This window comes from Sporosarcina sp. FSL K6-5500, assembly GCF_038005665.1.
In the GTDB taxonomy this organism is placed as follows: domain Bacteria; phylum Bacillota; class Bacilli; order Bacillales_A; family Planococcaceae; genus Sporosarcina; species Sporosarcina psychrophila.
This window is the reverse complement of record NZ_JBBOTP010000001.1, coordinates 252,526-270,340: the sequence shown is the minus strand read 5'-3', so window position 1 is coordinate 270,340 and position 17,815 is coordinate 252,526. Positions and strand designations below refer to the sequence as shown.

Genomic DNA, 17,815 nt, shown 5'->3' with positions numbered 1-17,815 from the left:
TCTTTATGATTTTTTAAAAGTACGCATTATGAAATTGATTCATATAGGTTGAAATAAAGAAACCCATTGAATTAGCTACGGCGCTAGGGGATGCCTTCCGCCATAAGCTAGCCTAGTTATGCGGAAAAGAACGTCGCTGGGCCTGCAGGGTGTAGGTCATGCAACTAGGAGGGATTGTGAACTACATCCCTCCTAGTTGCGACAGGACGTCGCGAACTTAGACTGCCTTCCTCATTTCGTTACATTGTCTAGTCTCAGGCGGCCAGATGCTCGGGTCATAAGCCAGCCTGGCTATGCGGAAAAGAACGCCGCTCCGCCATTCTGTCTTATGCCTGTCGCATCTAAACGGCCGCATCGACATTTCGTTACTTCATATCCATTTTGAATTCCAGGAAAAATTCATTATAATGGCCCAGCATTTCAAGGCCAAGATTTCTATATACTTCAAGATGATCACGTGTTTCTTCATCGGGATAGAAACGTTCATCTTCTGTCACTTCAGCATCCATCAGGTCGAGAGCTGCCAAATTTGGTGTGGAATAGCCGACGTAATCGGCATTTTGTGCGGCAACTTCGGCATCGAGCATGAAGTTGATAAACGCATGTGCACCATCGATATTTCGTGAAGTTCGGGGAATAACCATATTATCGAACCAAAGATTGGAGCCTTCTTCAGGGACGATATAATCGATATCCTCGTTCTCATACATCATATCGGCGGCTTGGCCGGACCAAGTAAGTGAGATAGCAGCTTCTCCATTAATCATCAGTTGAGTCACTTCATCCCCGATGACGGCTTTGATATTAGGGCTAAGTGTTTTTAACTTATCTGTCGCTTCACGCAATTCGTCCATATCGGTAGAGTTCAATGAATAGCCTAATGAGTTTAGCCCCATTCCGATTGTTTCACGCGCGCTATCGACAAGAATAACTTGCTGTGTAAGAGTGGGGTTCCATAAATCATCCCATTCTTCAAATGTCTGTCCCTCTAAAAGTGAAGAATTGTATGCAATGCCGACCGTCCCCCAAAAGTAGGGTAGCGAATATTTATTGTCAGGATCGAAAGGTAAATCGAGAAAATAGGAATCGATATTTTTGATGTTTGGAATCTTACTGTAGTCGAGTGGCAACAGTAAATCTTTTTCCTTCATCATTTCAATCATATATTCAGAAGGCATTGTAATGTCGTAGGATGTTCCACCCTGTTCAATTTTCCCCATCATTCCTTCATTTGAATCAAACGTTTCGTACGTAACCTTAATGCCTGTTTCTTTCTCGAACTGTTTAAGTAAATCGGGATCGATGTATTCACCCCAGTTATACACAGTAATGGAATCCTTGCTGGCACTTCCTCCGCTTTCATTTAACTTGCTATTGATGAGTAGTAAAATAGCGGACATAATAATAATCACTACCGCACCACGTAAAATATCTTTCATTTTTTCACCCCCGAAAGCGGTGTTTTGGTTTTGCGGCTAACAGCGTAATAGCCTAAAACAAGTACAACCGTCACTAAGAAAATAAGTCCCGATAATGCATTGATTGTCAACGTAATACCAGCGCGTGCCATTGAATAGATTTCAACAGACAGCGTGGAGAATCCGTTTCCAGTGACGAAGAATGTTACGGCAAAGTCATCGAGAGAATACGTCAATGCGAGGAAGAATCCTGCAAGTATTCCCGGTTTAATAAATGGAATAATAACGCGTGTCAAGACATCGCGTTTTGAAGCCCCAAGATCGAGTGCGGCATCGATTAGCGTTGGACTCATTTCCTGTAGCTTAGGCAGTACCATAATGACAACGATCGGGATACTGAATGCGATATGCGAAATAAGTACGGAAGCGAATCCAAGCTTGACGCCAATCATTGTGAATAAAATAAGGAAAGATGCACCGATGATAACGTCCGGGCTGACAATCAAGATGTTATTGAGTGACAACACGGCATTGCGCATCGCTTTATTGCGCATGAAAACAATAGACAATGCACCGAGCACACCGATTGCAGTAGAAACGAGTGCAGACAATAACGCGACTACAATTGTATTGATTAAAATGACAATCAGCCGAGTATCTTCAAAAACTGCCGAGTAGTGTTCAAACGTAAACGACTCAAAATTAGACATGTTGCCGCCTGAATTGAACGAGTAAAAAATCAAGTAGAAGATCGGAGCATATAAAATAATGAATACGACTACCAAATAGATTTTAGGAAGCTTACTTAACTTTTCCATTGATTGTCGTCCCCCTATCGCTACTGCTCGTAATCAACATGATGATAAACATAAATAAAATTAGGAATACGGCGATGGTTGAACCCATTCCCCAGTTTTGCGTGACAAGAAACTGTTGTTCAATTGCGGTTCCAAGTGTAATGACTTTGTTACCTGCAATCAGTCGAGTAATCATGAACAGCGACAGGGCAGGGATGAAAACAACTTGAATTCCCGATTTAACACCGTTTAATGTTAAAGGCCATATGACACGCCTGAATGTCGTCCATGAATTAGCACCTAGATCACGTGACGCGTCAATAAGCGCCGGATTTAGTTTATCAAGTGAATTGAAAATCGGTAAGATCATGAACGGGATGAAAATATAAACGGATACGAAAACGAAACTAAAATCAGTGAATAGAATTTGCTGACTGCCAATACCAACCGTTTCTAACAATGCATTTATTGGACCATAAAGTCCGAAAAGGCCAATGAAAGCATATGTTTTTAGAAGAAGGTTAATCCAAGATGGAATAATAATGAGCAATAGCCAAAGTTGCTTATGCTTCGTTTTCGTCAGGAAATAAGCAGTTGGATAGGCAAACAGTAACGTGAACAATGTAATAAGAAACGCATACCAGAATGAACTGATAGTCAGTTTCAAATAGACAGAAGAGAAAAAGTTTACATAATTGTCAAAAGTGAAATGGCCTGCTAAGTCAAAAAATGAATAGTAAATGATAAGTGCAATCGGCGCTATTACAAAAAGCAGGATCCAAGCTGTATACGGAATCGTGTACAGCGGGCGTAGTGGTTTATTGTTCATTATCCGCTACCCCGTATGCCTCAAGTCTTGCGTCGAACTCCTCTTCAGATTCGTTTAAGCGCATGACATGAATGTCTTCCGGATCAAAATCGAGTCCGACCGTTACGCCGACTTCCGCTTTTTTAGTTGAATGCACAAGCCATTCATTGCCATCAGCATCGTAAGTAGAGAGTTCATAGTGAACGCCGCGGAATAATTGTGTATCTACTGTCACGTTCAATTTCCCTTTATCGACAGTTGTGAGTTCCAAATCTTCCGGACGAATGACGATATCTACTTTCTCATTTGGATTTAACCCTTTGTCTACACATTCAAATGTTTTGCCGGTAAATTGGACTACAAAATCTTCAATCATTTTTCCTGGTACGATATTGGATTCGCCAATGAAATCTGCGACAAACCGGTTGATAGGTTCATCATAAATATCAAGTGGAGTTCCTGATTGTTGAATTTCTCCTGCATCCAAGACGAAAATTTCATCAGACATCGCGAGTGCCTCTTCTTGGTCATGTGTAACGAATACGAACGTTTTACCTAATCGTTGCTGTAATTCCCGGAGTTCGTATTGCATTTCAGAACGCAGTTTCAAATCGAGTGCTGATAGCGGTTCGTCGAGTAATATAACTTCTGGGTCATTGATGATTGCACGTGCGATGGCGACACGTTGACGTTGCCCACCGGACATTTCTGCGATTTCCCGATTTTCATAGCCTTCCAAGTTGACGAATTTCAGTGCTTCAATAACACGACGTTTGACTTCGACTTGTTTCACTTTCTTAATACGTAGCCCAAATGCAACATTTTCAAAAACATTCAAATGCGGAAACAACGCATAATCTTGAAAAACCGTGTTTACTTGTCGTTCATTGGCAGGTACGTTGTTGATCTTTTTCCCATTGAAGAAAATTGTCCCATCCGTGGGTTCGATAAAACCTGCGATGAGACGAAGAATTGTCGTTTTGCCGCAACCTGATGGACCAAGTAATGTGTAAAACTTTCCACGTTCCATTTCAAAGGAAACACTGTTCAATACAGTTGTATCATGGTTATATTTTTTTGTAACATTTTCGAATCGAATAATTGGCTGAGTCGTCATGCTGACACTCCTTTTCTTTATAAGTAAGATTCTGTCGCGACGAGCAGTATTTCGCTCGTTCCGTTAGATGCATTTGATAAACAGTGATGCTCGGATGCATCATAGTAGACTGCATCTCCTTTTGAAGCGATGTGTTGTGTATTCCCAATGATCACGGCGACTTTTCCTTTCAAAACATATATAAATGTTTCTGCAAGAGATGGCTCGAATTTTTTAAATTCGCCCTGTGCGTGAAATGTGATGTGGACAGGTTCCATATCATTCTCATTTGATCTGGGCACTAACCACCGAATACTATATTTCATCTCATCATCGCTGTAGATCGTCTGATTATCAGTCGAGTAGACAACTTGTACATTTTTCTTGGGTTCGTCAAAAAAGTCTTTAGGTGTCGTTCCTAACACTTCTAATAATGCAAAAAGCGTTTCAATCGAAGGGGAATTCAAATTTCGTTCCAACTGTGAAATATGCCCTTTCGTTAAATCAGTCCGTTCTCCAAGTTCTTCCTGAGTGAGCCCCTTTTTTAAGCGTAGGCTTTTAATCCTGCTTCCAATCTCCATGGACATCCCCCTAATCGTAATGGAGTTTAGTAATACTATACTTGAAGTTTACTGAAAACCCTTCTAATTATACAAAATATCAAGCGAAAATCAAGGGTTACTTTAATATAACTCAGCAGAAGTATCTCGCTTCTATAAATGACATGATTGATAATACATGTGTTGGTTAACCAAACAAACTTAAATAAACACAATGGAGGGCACTGAAAAAGTACGATAACCTTCAATCCCGTTGATTTCCGTTCCGAGCGGACGCTTTCCGCGGGCACGGCTTCAGCTCGGGCTGTTCCCGCCGGAGTCGCCGCTCTTCACTACAATCAACTAGTTCTTACTATCAAAAAAGAACTTTTTCAGTGGCTTCACATAAAGCGCTAAAGTTTTTGGGAACGAGTAAATAACCAGTTACTTATCCATCAAAGGGCAGCCAAAGATGCAATTTTGGCTGCTTACTCCTTCTTTATAGCATTTCCTTTTCGAATGTAAGGCAGTGTCACTTTCTATATAGCGTCACACTGTTACTTGTATGATCTTTGCTAAAATAAGCAAAGAGACTTTATTAAAAGTGATGGAGTGCCCGAAATTTCATCTTCGGGTACTTGCAACCTTTATAGAAAGGTAGTTATTCTTTAATCTTCCAAAGTAGTTGCATTTTTCACTTGAATATTTTAGGTACGCGGCGGACAAATAGTCGCAACAGTATGACCGAAAGGGGTGTGGCCGAAAAATGACGAAGTCATTTTCGGCCACATTTAACCCACGGTAAAGGTATTGTGATCATTTCTTCCGAAGCGAGCCGGAAATGTACACGTGCAAATGTGAATTTTTATGCTTTTCTTAAAGATGATTCATGTGAGAAAATGGTTAATCAACAATCTTGGATTGATAATAAATAAAACCGGATTAGCCTCCTTATAAGAAAAGAGGGTCCGGTCATTATCACATACGGGAATTTGATTTCTTTCGGCGCAGTTTACTCATCATCATCTTGCCAAATGTAGTAACAACTAAATAAGCAGAAAGACCAATTCCACTCAGTGCAGTGACAAGTGAGACCCATTCAAAAAACGTGTAGCTGGAAAATTGCCTCCAGCCAGAAGGGGATTTCCAGTCTTCGATAACGAGATTCATACCATAAATTCCAGAAATGACGGTGAAAATTGTGAGAATGAAAAGAAGCATGTTCATCTTGTCGGAAGCCTGATTTTCTTGGCTTTTATACAGTTCGTGCAAAGTTGTATTCACTTCTTTGTAAAGGCAATCGATATTGAATGCTTGTCGGAACATCTGCGAAAGCTCTTTTCCTTCCGAACGTGTACTTACTTCCTGAGAATAATAGCCGGCTGAAAATAGCGTGATGAACTTAATCAGTGATTTTACATACTCCTCATCTTTTTCCCATTCGATTTGACTATATTCGAAAGACATTCGAAGTAACATTATCTTATAAAAGTAATGGAGAAGAAAGTTATAATAATGAGTACCCATGTATTGTGAAAGTTCCCTGCTCATATCCTTAGGAAGGCAGTTTGTAACAGTTACAAATGCATGCTCAGTTGTAACTGTATATGTGTTTGGGGCCCATCTATCATGAAGTGACTGATTCAGAGAACGCTGAATATAGTTTGGATTATTAGCGGATATGAATAGCTGGCCATTAGGTAATCTACCGTCCAAAGCACCCATTCGATACAATTGATCATCTGTGATGAGAGAATCTTGCTGGCAGAAAAGGAAAGCGGTTGTATACATCCTCTCATCTTCAAAGTAAGGCAGAGAGCCGGAATAGCCGTTCGACTTATCATCATGCAATATGAATTTTTCCAAAAAAGGACATAGATATTCAAAAAGTAGATGTCGAATAGATAAGTGATTTCCATTTTCGGGGCAGACAATTACCATCCCTTGTTCCTCTACTAACTGAGGTTCGACTGCTCTGAAATGATGCATGAAATCAAGAACGTCTGCTAGTTCATGGTCCTGGTTATCTAATTGAACTTTGACAGTTAAAAAAGCAATGTCGAAAGGGCCGAGTATTATATCGACGCTTTGGATAATGAAAGACATATTTATAGTTCTAAGTTTGTATTCAAAGCGTTTCATGATAGACTTTGTAAATCTGTGAAATCCATTTTCGTCTAACGAAGTGGGAAAGAGTTTGTCTTCGATATAGGGTAGAAAATACTGTTTAAGTTCTTTGCCAGTAACAGAGATTTCATCTTCGTTAACGCTACCTTCACTTAAAGACTTGTCTATCTGAAAAAAAGCGTAGTCATTTGCCTTAAGTGTTAGCGCAAGGTCATCCTTTCCCATACTGTCATATCTTATAGGAAGAGTAAATGACATATGCGAATGATGAATATCCAGTTTATTAATTGGAATTGTTAACTGCATTTTCACTCATCCTTCATCAATTGAAATTTTGGCTTTTCATGGTACAATATAGCGAATAAAGGAGGGCTTTGATTGGGAAAAAAGAAAGTAATTTATTTGGACCCGGATGACCGTAAATGGACAATGGAAGACCTCGGACTTAGTTGGGAATCGATTGGTAATCTGTTGGAAGATAAAAAAGAAATCGAAGGCATCTTTCTTATGAAAAATGGAAAGATCCGCAATATAGTAGAACTGCCCAATCACTGCAAAATCTGCCTTGATCCATTAGATTATAATGACGAACACGATTCCATATTTTGCCCATCGTGCGACGAATGGCGTGAGAGCTCTTGTAGTGATCCAACTTGTGAATATTGCCTAGCACGGCCTGCGAAACCGTCTAATTGTAAATAACACTTACAACTCTTTTCCCTCAATTGGGAGAAGAGTAAACATAATGACTGTATATACGTCATGGAATTGCCACATATTGAATAGGGCGCTGTTTGGACAAGGCGCTCCGTTTGAAATAGGGCGATTTTTTTGTTAGTCTTGATAAGGATTGTGCAGGCGGTTGTCCTGGCACAAAAGAATTAGTGGAGGGGTTATTTAATGATTAACCGTATGGTAGGTAAGCAAGCACCAGATTTCGCATTGGATGCGGTACTAGCAGATAAGTCTTTTGGAAAAGTAAGCCTTCAAGAAAATATGAAAAACGATAAATGGACAGTATTATTCTTTTATCCAATGGACTTCACATTCGTGTGTCCAACGGAAATTACAGCAATGTCTGATCGTTATGATGAATTCGAAGATTTGGATACAGAAATTATCGGTCTATCTACGGATACAATCCACACGCACCTTGCGTGGATCAACACAGACCGTAAAGATAATGGCTTAGAGCAGTTGAAATATCCACTAGCAGCAGATACTAACCACCAAGTTTCACGCGACTATGGTGTGTTGATTGAAGAAGAAGGTATCGCACTACGCGGCCTGTTCATCATCAACCCTGAAGGTGAACTTCAATACCAAACAGTATTCCACAACAATATTGGCCGTGATGTTGACGAAACATTGCGTGTGCTTCAAGCTCTTCAAACTGGCGGACTTTGCCCGGCTAACTGGAGACCTGGTCAGAAGACACTATAAGTAACAGTTGAATTTTTACCAAATGAAGTCCCCGTGCATATATTAGCAGTGGGGATTTTTTTGAAAAACGAAGGAGGAAAAAGCATGAAACTACGTGATCAATTACCTGAACTTACAGGTGCAACAGCATGGTTGAATGGAGAAAGAACAAAAGAGGAATTGGTCGGTGAAAAACCAACTCTAATCCATTTCTGGTCTGTTAGCTGTCACTTATGTAAGGAAGCAATGCCTGAAGTCAATGAATTTAGAGACAAATACAAAGAAGATTTAAACGTCATCGCAGTTCATATGCCACGTTCTGAAGACGATTTAGATCTAGTTGAAATCAAGTCAGTAGCAGCTGAACACGACATTACTCAACCGATTTTTGTCGATAGTGAAGCGACACTAACGGATAAATTCGATAACCAATATGTTCCGGCTTATTATGTGTTTGATAAAGACGGCCAGTTACGTCACTTCCAAGCAGGCGGCGGGGGCATGAAAATGCTTGAAAAGCGCGTTAACCGCGTACTAGATGAAATGAAAAAAGAGTAAAGAATCAGCCCGATTGCGCATTCGCGACATCGGGCATTTTTAATTGTTTAGGAAATAGTAAAACCACGTACTGTTGTAGATAAGTTGTATTATAGAGATTTTACATCTAGGCCCAAGACCCACACGATGTTGGTCATGCAGTGGGGAGGGATTGAATAGCATCTTCTTCCTTATTGCGACAGGATGTACTAGTGAGGACGTCGCCACAGGACGTGGCGCCTTTAGACGATAGATGGATATTTGAGCGTGCTAATTCAGTATGATACACTAATCGAATCCAGTAAGTGGATAGGGGAGGGTGCTCTATGAAAAAGGAATTTGCGGTAATTGGCTTGGGTCGTTTTGGTGGGAGTATTGTAAGAGAACTAATTGAGCTCGATGCTGATGTTATGGCTATCGATATTTCATCAGAAAGAGTGGATGAGTATGCTCACATTGCTACACAAGCGGTAGCGGCCGATACGACTGATGAGTCTGTTCTCAGGTCAATAGGCATCCGCAACTTCGAACATGTAGTCGTTGCAATTGGAGAAAATATCCAAGCAAGTATTTTGACAACACTTATGTTGAAGGAAATTGGTGTGAAAAAAATAACAGTGAAAGCTCAAAATGATTCCCATGAAAAAGTGTTGCGTAAAATTGGGGCAGACCAGGTAGTACACCCTGAACGCGATATGGGGATTAGAATTGCGAACAATATGGTATCGAATAATATACTCGATTATCTTGAACTATCAGATGAGTATTCCATTGCGGAAATAAAGGCGAATGATAAACTCGTTGGATCAACATTAATAGATTTGGACATTAGGGCCAAATATGGTGTCAATATTGTTGCCATCAAACGAGGTAAGCATATACTTGTATCTCCTCAAGCAATTGAAAAAATCCGACTTGAAGATATCCTGATTGTCATTGGATCGGATGAGGAAATCCATAAGTTTGAAAAGAAAGCACTGCATTAATGAATCACGTCTGTTGATTAATCATTTACTTGCATGAAATACTGGTGAGTAGGGCTTGAAGACCTTCATTTTCACTGCACTATTTTCAGTAATACTATTGGGAATAGTTGCCTGTCGCGTACCTACAATGTTCAAGTAAAAAATGCAGTCGTTTGGAAGAAAAGAATAGATTATATTCTATGGAGAGTATCAGTGCCCGAAGATGCAATTTCGGGCACTCTATTACGTTGTACAATGCGTTCCTTGCTTACTTTTAGCAAAGAGTATGCATGTAATCATGTGAACCTTTATAGAAAGTTTCAGCCGCCAAAATTGCATCTTTGGCGGCTTTTATCCAGCTAAGAAGCACAAGCTATTCTTTCGTCCCAAAAAGCTTCAGCAATACGTGTACTTATCCATTTGGAGCGCGACGGATGAAGGACCACCATACGATTACCGAAAAGACTGTGTAGGGATGCGACAAAGTCGCATCCCTACACAGTCAGACATCCCGTTAATTGTTTAGAAGTCATTCAATCCAAAGCAATCGGAAAATGCAACTATACACGTAGCGCCCAGTAGGTAATCATGTTATTCACTAGTTACTATTAGGTTTATCAACAGATGTGTTAATGAATAAAAAAACCGTAAACGCTTATAGGCGTTTACGGTTTTTAGCTTTGTTAAACTTCCATGATAACAGGAAGCACCATTGGTTTACGTTTCGTTTTATCGTATAAATACGGTCCGAGAACATCAATGATTTCACTTTTCAGTGCATCGAAATCTGAGGGCGAGCTTGCAAGCTTGCGCTGCATCTGTTTGGATAACATCTGTTGTGCTTCGTGAATCATTGCACCAGATTCACGCATATAAACGAATCCACGAGAAATGATATCTGGTCCTGAAACGACACGATTGCGTTTTAGATCTACAGTTGCTACAACAATTACAAGACCATCTTCAGACAAAATTCTGCGATCACGCAGAACGACGCTGCCGATATCCCCGATTCCGCTTCCGTCAATATAGACATCACCAGAAGGAATCCGACCAGCAAGGTGCGCTTCATCTTGTGTAAGAGCGAGTACATCGCCATTCCCCATGATGAATGTGTTCTCTCGAGGAACATCACAAGAGACAGCAAGATCAGTATGGATTTTCAACATTCTATACTCACCGTGAATCGGCATGAAGAATTTTGGTTTGATCAATCTGATCATCAATTTTTGTTCTTCCTGCGAACCGTGACCGGAAGTATGGATATTATTTAAAGAACCATGGAGCACATCAGCACCTGCACGGAATAGTGCATTAATAGCTTTATTGATGCTAAGTGTATTGCCTGGAATCGGTGAAGACGAGAAAATTACCGTATCGCCAGGATGGATTTGAACTTGTCTATGCGTTCCGTTTGCAATACGAGAAAGTGCAGCCATCGGTTCACCTTGACTACCTGTACAAAGAATTAATACTTTGTTGGCCGGCAGCTTATTCAATGATTGGGTATCGACAAATAATTCTTTCGGTGCATCGATGTAACCAAGTTCTCGACCGATTGTAATGGCATTGTCCATACTGCGGCCAAATACCGCAATTTTACGACCCAATACTTGGGCAGACTCAATTACTTGTTGCAGTCTATGAATATTTGATGCGAATGTCGCGAATATAATACGGCCTTCAACTTTTCTGAAAATCTCATTCAAGCTGTCGCCGACTTTTCGTTCAGACATTGTGAAGTTAGGGATTTCAGCATTTGTACTATCTGATAACAGACAAAGTACGCCTTCGCTACCGATTTTCGCCATCTTCGTCAAGTTTGCTGGTTCCCCAACTGGTGTGAAGTCAAATTTGAAGTCACCCGTGTGAACAATATTACCGGAAGGTGTTTTAACTACAACACCGAATGCATCTGGAATACTATGTGTAGTCCGGAAAAATGATACCGCTGTCTTACGAAACTTGAAAACGTCATCTTCACCAAAAGGGATCAACTTCGTAGTCCGTAACAGACCATGCTCTTCTAGTTTGTTACGCAAAAGTCCAAGTGCAAGTTTTCCGCCATATACTGGCACGTTAATTTTACGAAGAAGATAAGGAATACCGCCAATATGATCCTCATGGCCATGTGTAATGAATAGGCCTTTAATCTTGTCCACATTACGTTCAAGGTATGTGTAATCTGGAATGACATAGTCGATACCGAGTAATGCGTCATCAGGGAACTTAATACCAGCATCAATTAGAATAATTTCGTCTTGGAATTGTACACCATATGTGTTTTTACCGATTTCACCTAGTCCGCCTAAAGCGAAAACGGCAGTTTCATTGTTTTTGATAGATTTCATACTTAAACCTCTTCAAGCTCGAAATAGGGTGCAGCCTGTTCGTATTCAAGATGAACACCTTCAAGAAGTTGGATAAATTCGATGTTAAAAGCACGATCTTTCAACTTCGCACGGACTGACCTTTCCGAGTCCGCCTCGATGTACATGCTTTTCGTATTTTCACGGACTGGTATTTGAAGCAAGTTATCTTGATAATAGATTTTATAAATCATCGTTTGCTCTCCTTTTTACGTTCGTTTGAACTGATTCTCTTTATATTAGCATGACACCTCTTTAAAATAAAGAAAAGCCCACCAATTTGATGGCGGACTTAACATAATTAAGCGATAGTTTTTTTTCCGAGTATGCCATTTAGCCGTTTCAACCATTTTCGTTTTAGGCGTTTGTACATGGCGACATCACTCCTCGAAATCATTATACTATATTCAGAACATTGTGTCAAGTGGGATTTTCGGCATAGCCGAAAGATCCGTCCGTTATTTAAAAGCGTAGTCGAAAGATCCAAGTAATCACCAGTAACATGGGGGGAGGGGGTTGTATCAACTACTGCCCTTCAAATTGAGACAGTAGCTGGTACCACACACTTGGCACCATACTACAAACTGAACAAACTCTAGGATCATGTAGGATATAAAGATTCCGTTCAACTTCGCTCTGTTTACACAGAAAACATTTCAATCGCGAACAAGTGGGGTGGCACCGGGAATATCCTTAAAAGGTACTTCTTTATCAATATGGTCATAGAACATGACACCATTCAAGTGATCAAGTTCGTGTTGAAAAGCAATAGCGGCAAGTCCTTTCAATCTTTTTTTGAATTCATTGCCATCGGGATCATAGGCTTTAATTGTAATCCGTGCATAACGAGGTACATATCCTTCTACATCGCGATCTACTGAAAGGCAGCCTTCACCTGAAGGAAGATAGGTTTTTTCGATAGAGTGACTGACGATTTTTGGATTAACAGCAATAAAACTAATTGCTTGTTGAACATCATCTGTAATATGGAGTGCAAATATTCTTTTCGATTTATCCAATTGTGGTGCGGCTAGGCCGATTCCAGGGCGGAGGTCGAACTTTTCACTCAGTTCGGAATCTTGACTATTTATAACGTACCCCATCAAATCCTCGCAAAGTTTCCGGTCAACATCGGACAATGGGAAACTTAATTCTTCGGCTCGTTTGCGGAGAGCAGGGTGTCCTTCCCTAACAATATGTTCCATTAAAATCATCGTGCAATCTTCCTTTCGGTTTTACTCTATTCAATAGTATAAACGAATGTGAATAGGGGTGGAAGAAATTGAACGCGAAGTTGAATAGTGAAATATAAAACGTTATAGTGTAGAGGGAAATTGGAGGTCGGCAATTTTGAAGAAATCTATCATTGGATACATATTAGCGGTAACTTTGGTGCTCTCAGGGTGTAGTTCTGACTCGACGATTAAAACGCAACTGTCAGCTACTATAACAAAGATGAATAATGCCGAACAAGCATATAAGGATGCGCAAGCTGAATTGACGGAGCTTGAAAAATCGGAACAGGAATTATTCAATCAGACGATGGAGTTGACGCAACAACAGTTAGGTGAGCTGAAAATAAAGGTAGCTGAGCTTGAAGAATTGCTGGGACAACGACTTACTCATATAGAAGGAGAAGAAAAGTCCATAAGTAAAGCAAGCAAATCCGTGGACGAACTCGATGCAATCATTGAACAAACAGATGGAACTGTTGAAAAAAGTATAGAAGAACTGAAAGAAGCTGTAACTAACCGATATGAGCTCCATTCAGCCTTTGTTGTTGAATATAAAAAACTTACCAGTCTTCAAGAGGAGTTATACGGAATGCTTGTTGCTGAGGAAGTTGAACTAAAGGAACTTAAAGGTAAGGTCGGCGAAGTGAATGAACAGAATGAGTTAGTCCATACAGCAGTTATCTCTTTTAATGATGCGACGGTCAAAGTGAATGTGTTAAAGGACGACACTTTCTCTAATTTACAGAAAGAAGAATAAGCAGTAGTGAGGCAGTAGAGTTAATTCTATGCTTTTTTCTATAAATATAAAGTGTGGGAAAATGGTATTCTATTATAATACAGACGTCTTATTGTGCTAATACAGTTTGGTAATGACCATCAATTCTAATAGCTATTATCTGCAAAGGTACATGCGATTACTATGTTTGACCATTCAGTTCTGATTAGATATACTGTGAAGGGAATAGATTGTACCAATCAATACACTAATGGTTCATAATACAGTTATAAAGGAGAGTTGCCGAAATGGCTGCCAAAAAAGACAAGCAGTTCGATCCGGTGGAAACACTTCACGCGATTGAAGAAAAGTTTGAAATGTTCCAGATCTTGAACGAAGAAGGCGAAATCGTTAATAAGGATGCAGATCCGAATTTATCCGATGAAGAACTCATTGAGTTAATGACTCGTATGGTATATACACGTATTTTGGATCAACGTTCAATTTCGTTGAACCGTCAAGGACGTCTAGGATTCTATGCACCGACAGCGGGGCAGGAAGCTTCACAACTTGCTTCACAATTTGCACTTGAGAAAGAGGATTTCATCCTTCCAGGTTATCGTGACGTTCCACAAATGTTATTCCACGGATTACCGTTATCAACGGCATTTTTATGGTCACGCGGCCATTTCCAAGGTGGTAATATTCCAGAAGGCGTCAACGTATTCCCGCCACAAATCATTATCGGTGCACAATATATTCAAGCAGCAGGCATTGCACTTGGCTTCCAAAAACGCGGAACGAAAGCAGTTGCTATGACATACACAGGTGACGGTGGTACATCGCAGGGTGACTTCTATGAAGGGATTAACTTTGCAGGAGCATATCGTTCTCCAGCAATCTTCATCATTCAGAATAACCAATTTGCTATTTCGACTCCACGTGACATGCAAACAGCTGCAAAAACGCTTGCACAAAAAGGTATTGCAGCAGGTATACCAAGTGTTCTTGTTGACGGTATGGACCCTCTTGCGGTGTATGCGGTTACACGTGACGCACGCGAGCGCGCAATCAATGGCGATGGACCAACACTAATCGAGGCGCTTTGCTACCGCTACGGGCCACATACGATGGCAGGAGACGATCCTACGCGTTACCGTACTTCAGAAACAGACAGCGAGTGGGAAAAACGCGATCCGTTAATCCGTTTCCGTACATACCTAGAAGCAAAAGGTATCTGGAATGAAGAACAAGAAAACGTAGTAATTGAACGCGCTAAAGAAGAAATTAAAGAAGCAATCAAAATAGCTGATGCAGCTCCTAAACAAAAAGTAAGCGATTTTATCAACATCATGTACAAAGGCGACCTGCCATACAACTTGCAGGAACAGCTAGCCATTTACACAGAGAAGGAGTCGAAGTAACCGATGGCACAAATGACGATGATTCAAGCAATAACTGATGCTCTACGTACGGAGCTGAAAAATGATGAAAACGTCCTCGTCTTCGGTGAAGACGTTGGAAATAACGGAGGAGTCTTCCGTGCAACTGAAGGCTTGCAAAAAGAATTTGGCGAAGTGCGTGTATTCGATACACCGCTTGCAGAATCTGGTATTGGTGGACTAGCAATCGGGTTGGCATTCACAGGCTACCGTCCAGTTATGGAAATTCAGTTCTTTGGTTTCCTTTATGAAGTAATTGACTCAGTTAGTGGTCAACTTGCGCGCATGAGTTTCCGTAGTGCAGGTCGTTTTAATGCACCTGTTACAATCCGCTCACCATTCGGAGGCGGCGTAGCAACACCTGAGATGCACGCTGATAGCCTTGAAGGTCTCGTAGCTTCACAGCCTGGTTTGAAAGTAGTTATCCCTTCAACTCCATATGACGCGAAAGGGTTACTGATTTCTGCAATCCGCGACGACAATCCGGTCATCTTCCTTGAACATATGAAACTGTACCGTTCATTCAGACAAGAAGTTCCTGAAGAAGAGTACACGATTCCACTTGGGAAAGCGGATGTGAAACGTGAAGGGAAAGACCTTTCAATTATCACGTACGGCGCAATGGTTCACGAAAGCTTGAAAGCGGCTGAAGAGCTTGAAAAAGAAGGCTTCTCTGTAGAAGTTATCGACTTGCGTACAATTCAACCAATGGATATCGAAACAATCATTGCATCTGTTGAAAAAACAAACCGTGCAATCGTTGTACAAGAAGCGCAGAAACAAGCAGGAATCGCTGCGAATATCGTAGCTGAAATTACAGAACGCGCAATTCTAAGCCTTGAAGCACCTGTTCTTCGCGTAACTGCACCGGATACTATTTATCCATTTGCGCAAGGTGAAAATGCTTGGCTTCCGAATGCGAAAGATATTATTGAAACAGCTAAAAAAGTATTGACGTTCTAAAAAGGTATCAATTAAGAAAGGGTGAATCACGTGGCATTTGAATTCCGTTTACCAGATATCGGAGAAGGAATCCATGAAGGTGAAGTCGTAAAATGGTTCGTCGCTAAAGGCGATAAGATCAATGAAGATGACATACTTCTTGAAATCCAAAACGATAAAGCAGTTGTGGAAATTCCATCACCGGTTACGGGTACTGTTGAAGAAATACTCGTTTCCGAAGGAACAGTTTCAGTCGTAGGGGATGTATTGATTCGCTTCGATGCACCTGGTTATGAAAATGTGAAATCTGAAGAGGATGACAACGCAGAAACTGAAGCACAAGTTCAAGCAACAGCTGAAGCGAGTCAACCGATTGAAAAAGAAGAGGCGCCTAAGGAAGAAGCAACTACAACAGTAGCTGCCCCGACTGCAAGTGTGCAAGCACAAACAGACGTCGATCCGAATCGCCGCATTATTGCAATGCCTTCCGTGCGTAAATTTGCGCGTGAGCAAGGTGTCGAAATTCAGCAAGTTGCAGGATCAGGCAAAAACGGCCGCATCTTGAAAGAAGATATCGAGTCATTCAAGAATGGTGGACAAACAAAAGCGGCAACTCCGGCAGTGGCGGATCAAGATGGTCAAGCTGAAAGCGTTGCACAAGAAACTTCGGCTCCGGCTCCAGTTCATCTTGAAGGCGATTTCCCTGAAACACGCGAAAAAATGTCTGGAATCCGAAAAGCAATTGCAAAAGCGATGGTCAATTCAAAACACACTGCTCCGCATGTTACGTTGCTTGACGAAGTGGATGTTACCGAACTCGTTGCACATCGCAAAAAGTTCAAAGACATTGCTGCAGAAAAAGATATCAAACTGACGTATTTGCCTTATGTCGTAAAAGCACTTGTGTCGACATTGCGTGAATTCCCAGCGTTCAATAGCTCACTCGATGATGCTACACAAGAAATTGTTCAGAAGCATTATTACAATATTGGTATCGCTGCGGACACTGACCGCGGACTTCTTGTTCCGGTTATCAAGCATGCAGACCGTAAATCAATCTTCGCAATTTCTGATGAAATCAATAGCCTTGCCGTAAAAGCACGCGATGGTAAATTATCACCTGCTGAAATGAAGGGTGCTTCTTGTTCCATCACGAATATTGGGTCTGCAGGAGGACAATGGTTTACACCTATCATTAATCATCCTGAGGTTGCAATTCTTGGAATTGGTCGTATCGCAGAAAAGCCAGTTGTGAAAAATGGTGAAATTGTAGCGGCACCTATGTTAGCATTGTCATTGGTATTCGATCACCGGATGATCGACGGCGCTACTGCACAACACGCGCTGAATCACCTTAAGAGATTGCTCGCAAATCCGGAACTTTTATTAATGGAGGCGTAAAC

Annotated in this window: 17 protein-coding genes; 8 read left to right on the top strand and 9 right to left on the bottom strand. The window is 41.0% G+C overall.

The features are described from left to right. Window positions 1-365: 365 nt before the first annotated feature. From MKX62_RS01310 to MKX62_RS01285, 6 genes are all read right to left on the bottom strand, one after another. A complete protein-coding gene (locus MKX62_RS01310; RefSeq protein ID WP_340740463.1) occupies window positions 366-1,439 on the bottom strand; it encodes an ABC transporter substrate-binding protein in 1,074 nt (357 codons plus the stop codon). Continuing rightward, entirely contained in the window at window positions 1,436-2,236 is an 801-nt protein-coding gene (locus tag MKX62_RS01305; protein ID WP_340740462.1) for an ABC transporter permease, read from the bottom strand. Before MKX62_RS01305 ends, MKX62_RS01310 begins: the two co-directional genes overlap by 4 nt. After that, window positions 2,220-3,044 carry an ABC transporter permease gene (locus MKX62_RS01300; RefSeq protein ID WP_340740461.1) on the bottom strand — a complete coding sequence of 275 codons (825 nt, stop codon included), beginning with the start codon at window positions 3,042-3,044 and terminating at the stop codon, window positions 2,220-2,222. The genes MKX62_RS01305 and MKX62_RS01300 overlap by 17 nt, the downstream gene beginning before the upstream one ends. Beyond that, a complete protein-coding gene (locus MKX62_RS01295; protein WP_067211626.1) occupies window positions 3,034-4,140 on the bottom strand; it encodes an ABC transporter ATP-binding protein in 1,107 nt (368 codons plus the stop codon). Before MKX62_RS01295 ends, MKX62_RS01300 begins: the two co-directional genes overlap by 11 nt. Before the next feature lie 17 nt (window positions 4,141-4,157). Beyond that, window positions 4,158-4,700 (bottom strand): helix-turn-helix domain-containing protein, encoded by a 543-nt coding sequence (locus MKX62_RS01290; protein ID WP_067211624.1) that lies wholly within the window; start codon window positions 4,698-4,700, stop codon window positions 4,158-4,160. Window positions 4,701-5,636: 936 nt separating this feature from the next. Beyond that, window positions 5,637-7,091, bottom strand: a complete 1,455-nt coding sequence (locus tag MKX62_RS01285) for a hypothetical protein (RefSeq protein ID WP_340740460.1) — start codon at window positions 7,089-7,091, stop codon at window positions 5,637-5,639. A 72-nt stretch (window positions 7,092-7,163) separates the two neighbouring features. Between MKX62_RS01285 and MKX62_RS01280 the strand changes: the two genes are divergently transcribed. The 4 genes from MKX62_RS01280 (at window position 7,164) to MKX62_RS01265 (ending at window position 9,730) form a co-directional block, all read left to right on the top strand. Next, entirely contained in the window at window positions 7,164-7,487 is a 324-nt protein-coding gene (locus MKX62_RS01280; protein WP_067211620.1) for a hypothetical protein, read from the top strand. Window positions 7,488-7,685: 198 nt separating this feature from the next. Next, complete coding sequence (locus MKX62_RS01275) at window positions 7,686-8,228, top strand: peroxiredoxin (RefSeq protein ID WP_067211617.1); 543 nt, start codon at window positions 7,686-7,688, stop codon at window positions 8,226-8,228. Window positions 8,229-8,312: 84 nt separating this feature from the next. Continuing rightward, on the top strand, window positions 8,313-8,765 hold the full coding sequence (locus MKX62_RS01270; protein WP_187045470.1) for a TlpA family protein disulfide reductase: 453 nt from the start codon (window positions 8,313-8,315) through the stop codon (window positions 8,763-8,765). Window positions 8,766-9,070: 305 nt separating this feature from the next. Next, window positions 9,071-9,730: a potassium channel family protein gene (locus MKX62_RS01265; protein WP_067211613.1), complete on the top strand. Its 660-nt coding sequence runs from the start codon at window positions 9,071-9,073 to the stop codon at window positions 9,728-9,730. A gap of 662 nt (window positions 9,731-10,392) precedes the next feature. Here MKX62_RS01265 and rnjA read toward each other — a convergent pair. The 3 genes from rnjA to def form a co-directional block, all read right to left on the bottom strand. Then, window positions 10,393-12,060, bottom strand: a complete 1,668-nt coding sequence (gene rnjA / locus MKX62_RS01260; RefSeq protein WP_187045469.1) for a ribonuclease J1 — start codon at window positions 12,058-12,060, stop codon at window positions 10,393-10,395. A 2-nt stretch (window positions 12,061-12,062) separates the two neighbouring features. Continuing rightward, on the bottom strand, window positions 12,063-12,272 hold the full coding sequence (locus tag MKX62_RS01255; protein WP_067211608.1) for a DNA-dependent RNA polymerase subunit epsilon: 210 nt from the start codon (window positions 12,270-12,272) through the stop codon (window positions 12,063-12,065). A gap of 462 nt (window positions 12,273-12,734) precedes the next feature. Then, the gene (gene def / locus MKX62_RS01250) at window positions 12,735-13,292 is read right to left on the bottom strand and encodes a peptide deformylase (RefSeq protein WP_340740459.1); all 558 of its coding nucleotides are present in this window, start codon (window positions 13,290-13,292) and stop codon (window positions 12,735-12,737) included. A gap of 136 nt (window positions 13,293-13,428) precedes the next feature. On the opposite strand from def, the gene MKX62_RS01245 reads away from it, so the two are divergent. From MKX62_RS01245 to MKX62_RS01230, 4 genes are all read left to right on the top strand, one after another. Beyond that, complete coding sequence (locus MKX62_RS01245; protein ID WP_340740458.1) at window positions 13,429-14,070, top strand: YkyA family protein; 642 nt, start codon at window positions 13,429-13,431, stop codon at window positions 14,068-14,070. A gap of 266 nt (window positions 14,071-14,336) precedes the next feature. After that, complete coding sequence (gene pdhA, locus MKX62_RS01240; RefSeq protein ID WP_067211600.1) at window positions 14,337-15,452, top strand: pyruvate dehydrogenase (acetyl-transferring) E1 component subunit alpha; 1,116 nt, start codon at window positions 14,337-14,339, stop codon at window positions 15,450-15,452. 3 nt (window positions 15,453-15,455) lie between these two features. After that, on the top strand, window positions 15,456-16,433 hold the full coding sequence (locus tag MKX62_RS01235) for an alpha-ketoacid dehydrogenase subunit beta (protein WP_187045468.1): 978 nt from the start codon (window positions 15,456-15,458) through the stop codon (window positions 16,431-16,433). A gap of 30 nt (window positions 16,434-16,463) precedes the next feature. After that, a complete protein-coding gene (locus MKX62_RS01230; RefSeq protein ID WP_340740457.1) occupies window positions 16,464-17,813 on the top strand; it encodes a dihydrolipoamide acetyltransferase family protein in 1,350 nt (449 codons plus the stop codon). Window positions 17,814-17,815: the final 2 nt, after the last annotated feature.

Bases quoted from the DNA above. Each gene is read 5' to 3' on its own strand.
- MKX62_RS01310 (WP_340740463.1), bottom strand. From the start codon at position 1,439: ATGAAAGATATTTTACGTGGTGCGGTAGTGATTATTATTATGTCCGCT.
- MKX62_RS01305 (WP_340740462.1), bottom strand. From the start codon at position 2,236: ATGGAAAAGTTAAGTAAGCTTCCTAAAATCTATTTGGTAGTCGTATTC.
- MKX62_RS01300 (WP_340740461.1), bottom strand. From the start codon at position 3,044: ATGAACAATAAACCACTACGCCCGCTGTACACGATTCCGTATACAGCT.
- MKX62_RS01295 (WP_067211626.1), bottom strand. From the start codon at position 4,140: ATGACGACTCAGCCAATTATTCGATTCGAAAATGTTACAAAAAAATAT.
- MKX62_RS01290 (WP_067211624.1), bottom strand. From the start codon at position 4,700: ATGGAGATTGGAAGCAGGATTAAAAGCCTACGCTTAAAAAAGGGGCTC.
- MKX62_RS01285 (WP_340740460.1), bottom strand. From the start codon at position 7,091: ATGCAGTTAACAATTCCAATTAATAAACTGGATATTCATCATTCGCAT.
- MKX62_RS01275 (WP_067211617.1), top strand. From the start codon at position 7,686: ATGATTAACCGTATGGTAGGTAAGCAAGCACCAGATTTCGCATTGGAT.
- MKX62_RS01270 (WP_187045470.1), top strand. From the start codon at position 8,313: ATGAAACTACGTGATCAATTACCTGAACTTACAGGTGCAACAGCATGG.
- MKX62_RS01265 (WP_067211613.1), top strand. From the start codon at position 9,071: ATGAAAAAGGAATTTGCGGTAATTGGCTTGGGTCGTTTTGGTGGGAGT.
- rnjA (WP_187045469.1), bottom strand. From the start codon at position 12,060: ATGAAATCTATCAAAAACAATGAAACTGCCGTTTTCGCTTTAGGCGGA.
- MKX62_RS01255 (WP_067211608.1), bottom strand. From the start codon at position 12,272: ATGATTTATAAAATCTATTATCAAGATAACTTGCTTCAAATACCAGTC.
- def (WP_340740459.1), bottom strand. From the start codon at position 13,292: ATGATTTTAATGGAACATATTGTTAGGGAAGGACACCCTGCTCTCCGC.
- pdhA (WP_067211600.1), top strand. From the start codon at position 14,337: ATGGCTGCCAAAAAAGACAAGCAGTTCGATCCGGTGGAAACACTTCAC.
- MKX62_RS01235 (WP_187045468.1), top strand. From the start codon at position 15,456: ATGGCACAAATGACGATGATTCAAGCAATAACTGATGCTCTACGTACG.